The sequence below is a fragment of the Leptospira weilii genome, from assembly GCF_006874765.1.
Classification (GTDB): Bacteria; Spirochaetota; Leptospiria; order Leptospirales; family Leptospiraceae; genus Leptospira; species Leptospira weilii.
On sequence record NZ_CP040840.1, the window covers coordinates 967,501 to 975,000 of the forward strand.

Genomic DNA, 7,500 nt, shown 5'->3' on the forward strand with positions numbered 1-7,500 from the left:
CGTCTATGAGTTCGGAATTTTTCGGGTTTCGCACTTGAATCAGAAAGATCCGATTTTTTTATGGAATTAGAATAGTTCTCGATGTAAAATCGGTGATTCAATCAATAGATAAAAGTCTGTTCTTGAAAAGTATGAGCCCAGTATGCTACAGCGCGGTCGTTTTCATTTTGCAGTTTGGGACAAGTTGTAAAAAATCCCTTCCGAAGGAATAATATGGAACCAGAGACAATTTACCGGGAGATCAAAGCTAGCCAAAACGGGCAAGACTGGCATCATAAAAACTGCTTCGGTTGTGGTCCCGATAACGCAAAAGGCATTCATGCGAGTTTTCCCTTTCACGAAGAAAGCGGAGAAGTTCGATTTCCGTTTAAAATAGAAAAAGCTTTCGAAGGAGCGCCAGGTTACGCTCACGGAGGAGTTTTGGCGACTCTTCTCGACGAAGCTCAGGGAGTTCTTTGCTTTCATCTCGGACATTTCGTGATGACCGACCAACTTTATATGCGTTACCACAAAGCGGTGCCTCTCAACGAAGAAGTTGAAGTTCGCTGTTGGGTTACAATGGTAAGAAGAAGAAGGCTTTATACAAAAGCTACGATTCATCTTTTTAAAACAGGCGAACTTTTGGTTTCTTCCAAAGCGCGTTGGTACGATATGTCGGAAAGGACGATGAGGAGAATGTTCCAAGGGACCGTTTTTCCGATTGATACTCTTCTTCAAGTTTTAGAAGTGAATCAAAAACGTGGTAAGGAAATTCGAAAACGCCTCAAACTTCAAAACATAGTTTTGTAAAGTCCTAACGTCTAATTCTCTTATCCACGGCATCTAAAAGTATTTGACTTCCAGTGTGATGGGCAATGCCGATTTAAGATTGGAGGAAAACAATGAATTAGTTTTGCATCATTTTCGGGAATCGATAGAATCTCGATTCTTTTTAAGAAACGTCATTTACAGTATTACTGACAATGCCACTTGGGAGAATTCCATTCTCTTTAAGGATTTTTTCGGAGAATCCTGTAATTTCTAAAACGGTCTTTAGATCGATCCCTTTCTTAAGCATTTTACCGGCATCTTCCAATTTACCTTGCTCAATACCTTGCTGTATCCCTTCTGAAATCAGTCTTTCTGCTGTAGTCACCGTTAGTTCCTCGTATTGTTCCAATTTTGATCTTTCCAATACTCTTTTGAGTTCCGTAGGCTTTAAATCACGGGCCCAATAAATATACAATAACAGTTTTCGTAAGATTGCAACCCTTTTCGATTCTTCCTCTATTCTCAGTAATAGGGAAAACAACCCCGGTAAGTGAGAAACAAATTCCAAATCTCCTTCGCGGATTTTTTGAACCACTCCCAGAGTGACTTGAAAAGTGATACTTTCCAACTTCTTTTTCAACTCTACCTCTTTCAAATCGAACAAGTCTATTTTAAAATCGGGGATAAAGTCCTTGAGAATTTCCGCTTCTTGGCTTGTTAATACGAACTGGTCCAAAAATCGATCTCCCAATTTCCATTCTTTTTCCCCGTGATAGAATACGAACGGAATGACTACGGAAAGAGGCTCTCCATTCCTTTGTTGGTTTCGATAGATTTCCGTTAAATATCCTAATAATTGAATATAGACGGTATTTTCTAAATAACTTTTGTGTTCGAAAAGTAAATAGACGTTCGACTTGTTTCCGGACTTGAGCGGAATTTGAAACAACAGATCCGTTTGTTTTTGTTTTAATTCCTCGGATATAAAACTCGATTCGGACAATTCCAAGTTTTCCAAGTCGAGTAGTTTGACCACTTCCGATGGTAACGTGTTTTTGAAAAAAGTAGCCGCCTCTTTTTTGTCCTGAAAGGTTTCCCGGATCAATCGATCGTGCGGATTGTGTACTTCGGTCATCCGTTATCTTTGGGCTATCGTCTTTCTCGGTCAATTTCATTTGGAAATCCTGTATGGTATGTTGTAAAGTCCATAAATCAGGTTGCTTGATGAACGAAACGAGGAGTAAAAAATCCTAACGTCTAACCACTAAACGTAGAAACTCTTTTGTTTTGTGAAAAATTCGCGATGATGTTTCTACCGAAGTTTTTGAAGCGTCGTTGACGGAAAAGATTAAACTCTTTCCCAGTCCATCTTGATAACGAGAATGTAATTATCTCTGAGCGTGTAGGTGAAGATTACGACCTGTTTGTGAAGGTCCATATCATAAATAGGCTCCGTGACTGTCCACTTCGCAGAGCTTTGAACTACCTTTGCCTTATGACGAATGAAAAAAGGTCTCCACGCATAGTTATTTCCGATTTCGGTCAGGTCGGAATCCCATTCTTCTCCGGGATGGGAACGGAAATACGTAGGAGTGATCTGATAACCGAAGATATCGCAGGCAAAGACAGAAAGAATTTCGGATGGCAAGTTAGAGAGCATGAGGTGAAGGACTAAAGGAAGATCCTCCTTTCCGTTGTGACGAAGCGCTTCCAATTTCTCGCCTAAGGCGTCGATGATCTCCTGGCCTTTTTGAAATTCTTCTAGCAGTTCCATAAACCGAAGACCCGAGAACTTTTCCAAAGCATCTCTAAGAGTTTTGTTGAATTGTTTCTTATCCTGAAACTCGACTTGGGGTCTTGAAAAATAAAATCCTTGGAGTAGATTCGCCCCCATGGAAAGCGCGAGATGTAATTCTTCTTCGGTTTCGATTCCTTCGAACAAAAGATCGGAACCTAATTTTTGAGACATGTCAGCGATTGCGCTCAGTACATTTTTGAAGGATCTTCGGTTTAAACTTTCTCGCATGATCTTGATATCGACCTTTATAATGTCCGGATGGATATAACCGATTCTTTCCAAATTGGAGAATCCGACTCCGAGATCGTCGACCGCGATCTTGAATCCGTAGTCTTTGAATACGTTCACGATCGAAAGAAGTTTTTCGATGTTTCCGTCGAACTTATCTTCCGTAATTTCCAAAACGACTTCCGAGGGTGAAATGTCGTATTTTTCCATAAGATTAAGAACGTGAAGTCTTTTGAGATCCAGAACGTCTCCCGTGTGAATCATAGAGAGAAAGTTAGGCATCATGTTAAGAAAAAGTTTGGTTTTTACGCCCGAGTCTTTGAGATGACGGATCGCTTTTTCCCGAATCAACCGATCGATTTGGATGAGGCGAATTGTATCTAGTTCTGGGTTGTGGAACTGATAACCCAAAGAGCGATATTCGTTTTTTTCGGGAAAATAAAATCTTCCTAGAACCTCATATCCTATGATATTACAATTGGTAACTTCTAGAATGGGTTGATAATGAGGCTGATAGTAGTTCTCGCCGTAGGAAAGTAAATTGCTTTTATCCTGGCTGTATAACATGATCTTCTTTAAAAATCTATTTACTGAAATCCATCAAATGAGTTACGACAAGCAAAATTCTGGATAAAAAGTATCAAATTAAGTAGAAGAAAAGATTACATTCTTCTTTTTTTTTTGAAACCTCTGAAAAAACTGACAATCTTAAAGGTATTCGCATGAAAGAGGCGATCGGCCATTTGCTTAACCCCTCAACATTAGAACCCAATTTCGGTCTCTATTTAGGGACTCTTGGAATCGATAACTCTAGAGAATACAAAACTTCTTTCCTGTCTTCCTTGAAAAAAATAGACTCCATTTTAGTCGATTTGATTACAGGAAATTTTCTTTTAGGACTTCGAATTTTTCGAGGCCCGGGGGCCTGTAAGACTCTTCTCAATCTTTGGTTTTTTGAGTCCGGAAATTTTAGAGACTTCGAATGGGTTGGAAGTCCGGGTAAAGAATTTTTATCCAAAGGTACATTTCGAAACGGATACTGGAGTTTTACGCAAGGGAATCAACGATTCAACTTTCGTCTGGACGATACGATCCAACAAGGTTACACCCATTCTTCCATTTTTACTTCAGATCTGAATCTGCAACTTGACGCCCTCGTAAGCATCGTGGAAAAAACGAACAAACCCGTTTCTTCTTTGGGAATTTCCGGGAAGGATTGGTTATTTCGATTGATTTCTCCGGATCTTCAAGTGAGAGGCCAGCTTGCTATCGACGATAAAATTTGGAATTTGGAATCTTCGGAGAGATTAGCCTACAGCGTCACCACCGGTTTTGAAAGCATATCTTTTTTGCCCGAATCGCGCATCTACGGTTTTGGGTCGGGGAAGAATTCGTTTCGTTTGAATTACAATAAAAACTCTGGAATTCTCCTTTGGAGAAACGGAATTCCGACGTTCTTAGAAACGGCTTCTTTTAAAAAAGAATCACTGTCTTACGTTCTTCACGACTCTTCCGATCAAATCGAACTTACGGTCACTCCGGTAAGAACAACCCGCCAAATGATTTCCGGTTTTTTCGGGAAAAAAATTCCCATGGAAAGAGTGGAAGGAAAGGTTTCCGGTAAAATCCGAATCGGAAACAAAAAAGAAACAATCAAAAAAGGTTTCGCGATTTTAGAAATCTGATATGGGAAAAGCGTCCGGCTTTTTTGAATCCGTAAAAATGCAAAAAATCTTATATTGATTCGAAGAAAACTACGTTTGAAAGACTATAGAATTTCCCGAAGAATCTCAATTGAGAGCACTTTAATAAAAGCAAATACTGATTATCCATAACCTGACCCACAAATGAAGAAGGCTTTTGGAATCATAAGGATCAAAAACTGATATTTTTCAAGTGTTCCGACAAGAATGAGGCTTTTTACTTGCAAAAAGTATGATTTTCTGATAGAGAAAAATCTCCCGAACCTTTCCACCTATTTCGCGACCCGTAGAGAGCGAAATAGAGTTTATTCTCCCCCACCCAAAAATAAGGGTGGGACGTAAGTTTCACAGAAGATTTGTCGTAATTCCGACAGATTTATCTTCGGATCCGAGTACTAATAAAGGCAAATACCGATTATCCTCTGAGAGTTCTTTCTTAGATGAGATCTTTTTTTGATTTTCAGCGATCTTTGTTAGTCTGAAAATTCCATTTGCCGTAGAGGAATTTATTTATTTTCGTGTTTTATACCGATCTTTTCCGAAAAAATCTTTGAGTTTCCTATTATATAACGTAAGCATATGAATTTTTGTAGTTGCGTTCCTATATAGAGATTTATTCTCATCGCATTCTTGTTTTGTGCTCGTACATCGAGCCCAACTCCAAAACGAAAGAATACGCGATCTTATTCAAAACCTTACTTAAGAATCGGGATTTTGGGAAATCAATTTTGATTTTTTCTGCATCGATTGACTTTCGTTTAGAGAAGTACTATAATAGAAAAATTCAAAATTGAAAAAACAATAGAAAAGGAGCTCGAAAAAAATGAAAAGATGGATAATATACCTCGCGGCGATTTGCCTCATTCTCGTCTTTACCGATTGTAAAAAGAAAGACGATGATGATAAGGAGAGAATGTTTCTAGAATTGATAATAGCGGATCTTTTACATAATCCTTACGAAAAGATCACTCCTTCCGCCGGAACGATCACGGTTGCTGGAGCAAATTATTCAAATAGAGCTTATAATCCTTCCTGTTCCGGGTCGAGTGGAAATACTACGTTCTCTTTCTATAGAAAGAAGGTAAGCACATCCAATAAAAAGCTTCTCATCAATTTTATGGGAGGGGGGGCTTGTTGGAGCGGATACAATTGCTTCGGATCGAATACGACTACGTATTTCAATCAGCTCAATAGTGTTCCTGATTTGTTTGTAAAGTTTGTCTTTCAAGGTGTGATGAATGCGAATAACTCTTTGAATCCGTTCAAGGACTATGATGTGGTTTTTATTCCGTATTGTACGGGAGATCTTCACTTCGGTTCCAAGGACATGACCTATACTGACCCAAATTCAGGATCTCAAGTCGTCGTACAACATCGGGGTTACGACAATGTCCTTGCGACTTTGAAATACATTCAGTCGGAATATCCGGGAGTTCAGAACGTATTCGTTACCGGGCAAAGTGCGGGAGGTTACGGGACTTTATTAAATTATCCGATTGTTCGTGAAACGATTACGGGGTTAAATTCATCTGCAAAGGTCAACATGCTTATCGATGCGTCTAACGGAGTGATCCCAAACGGATTTTTTTCCAACCTAAGTACTCAGTGGGGAGCCGATTCGAGTCTTCCGACATGGGTAACAGGGATTGCTGCCAACTATCTCACCGTTGGTAATCCTTCCATCCAAGATTTTTTTACAAAGGTTTCCACTTACTACATAGGTTTGGGAGACAAGACCGGACAATACACGGCCGTCTTCGATGGAAACCAAAGATTCTTTTACAAGGTGATGAATATCATCAATGCGGCTCCGGCTTATTCGAATGAAAAAACAACCGATCCTTATGATTCCTCTAAAACGTATTCCGCACTGTTCGGCGATACCGACGGGAGTTCTGTTCCGGATGGCACTCTCGCGTCCACGGACGGATCAACCTGCGGTTGGACGCAACAAGCGGTTACTTCTATGAATGGAATTTCCGGTGCGGCGGCTAATTATTCGTATTATATCGCTCCAGGCGATGTGCATACGATCACCACATCGGAAGATATGTATAAATTGGGTTCTGGAGGGACTAACTTTATTACTTGGCTCACGACTCTTTCCACAGGAGTGAAGCCCGGGAATGCGAAGTGTACTACAAACGGAGGAGATTGTGTTCATTCGAATTTTACTAAGAATACGATCAATCTCGCCTTGAGTGCGGTCACTTCGGATCAATCGTATGCAAATAATAAAAACTTAGCGACTACCTGCGGGACAGTCGTAGGACTCTGAAATGAGGCCCGCACTACCTTCGGGTCGTGTGGGTTTTTAATCTTTTTAACGTGAGTTCGGCGTGATTCATTTTTCTGTAGGAATTTGAACTTTGGAATCTATTCTTAAAATGTGGGAACTAAAACAAATCGCGATTTTACGAGCAGATTCTAAAAGTAGGAACTCCTACTTTTAGAAAATTCTTTCTCATTTTCAGCCGTCGAACTCACCTTAAGATGGGCGGTTCATTGGGCGCTTGCGACTTAAAGAAAGGATATCGGAATGTCTTGAAAACGTAAGAATGCGGGAATTCCTATGAGAATTTAATAGAGTTGTTGAAAAATTAATTCTCTATCCGTTTCTGCTTCATTGAAATGGATGTTTGAAGTGATTTTGCTAATCTGAACCATGCAATTTTTCGACAACTCTAGTGGCAGAAAAGCCTGTTCGAAAACTTATCAATCATCCTAATCTGTGGGGAACTCCTGGGCGCATACGAGCTTATTGAATGATCTGAGTGTAAGGTTTTAGAATAAAAATCGTAACGGTATGTTTTTTTAACTTCCCGAAATATTTCGAATCACTCTACCGAGGATTTCAGGTTCGAGCAAAAGAGCGAATACAATTCCGCACAATGCGCCCCAAAGATGAGCGTCATGATTGATTCCGTCCGAGTGTCCGCTTTTCGAGGAAAAATACGTGTAAACTAAATACAAGACCGCGTAAATCGCTCCCGGAATCGGGATAGGTATGAACATCATGTA

At 39.9% G+C, this 7,500-nt stretch carries 6 protein-coding genes (1 of these 6 only partly in view); 3 read left to right on the forward strand and 3 right to left on the reverse strand.

What is annotated here, in order from left to right:
* The first annotated feature begins 213 nt into the window (after positions 1 to 213).
* Complete coding sequence (locus FHG67_RS04700; protein ID WP_002626030.1) at positions 214 to 789, forward strand: PaaI family thioesterase; 576 nt, start codon at positions 214 to 216, stop codon at positions 787 to 789.
* Between the two features lie 142 nt (positions 790 to 931).
* On the opposite strand, the gene FHG67_RS04705 is transcribed toward FHG67_RS04700, so the two are convergent.
* Both FHG67_RS04705 and FHG67_RS04710 read right to left on the reverse strand, forming a co-directional pair.
* Entirely contained in the window at positions 932 to 1,885 is a 954-nt protein-coding gene (locus FHG67_RS04705) for an Rpn family recombination-promoting nuclease/putative transposase (RefSeq protein ID WP_142499666.1), read from the reverse strand.
* 213 nt (positions 1,886 to 2,098) lie between these two features.
* Complete coding sequence (locus FHG67_RS04710; protein WP_002625992.1) at positions 2,099 to 3,343, reverse strand: EAL domain-containing protein; 1,245 nt, start codon at positions 3,341 to 3,343, stop codon at positions 2,099 to 2,101.
* A gap of 155 nt (positions 3,344 to 3,498) precedes the next feature.
* Between FHG67_RS04710 and FHG67_RS04715 the strand changes: the two genes are divergently transcribed.
* Both FHG67_RS04715 and FHG67_RS04720 read left to right on the forward strand, forming a co-directional pair.
* A complete protein-coding gene (locus FHG67_RS04715; RefSeq protein WP_004496283.1) occupies positions 3,499 to 4,461 on the forward strand; it encodes a hypothetical protein in 963 nt (320 codons plus the stop codon).
* Positions 4,462 to 5,302: 841 nt separating this feature from the next.
* Positions 5,303 to 6,757: a pectin acetylesterase-family hydrolase gene (locus tag FHG67_RS04720; RefSeq protein ID WP_004499829.1), complete on the forward strand. Its 1,455-nt coding sequence runs from the start codon at positions 5,303 to 5,305 to the stop codon at positions 6,755 to 6,757.
* Positions 6,758 to 7,293: 536 nt separating this feature from the next.
* On the opposite strand, the gene FHG67_RS04730 is transcribed toward FHG67_RS04720, so the two are convergent.
* A protein-coding gene (locus FHG67_RS04730) for a rhomboid family intramembrane serine protease (protein ID WP_004499842.1) crosses the window boundary here: on the reverse strand, positions 7,294 to 7,500 show its 3' end. Its footprint extends 387 nt past the window's final position; only the last 207 of its 594 coding nucleotides appear in the window; the start codon falls outside the window, past its right edge; its stop codon occupies positions 7,294 to 7,296.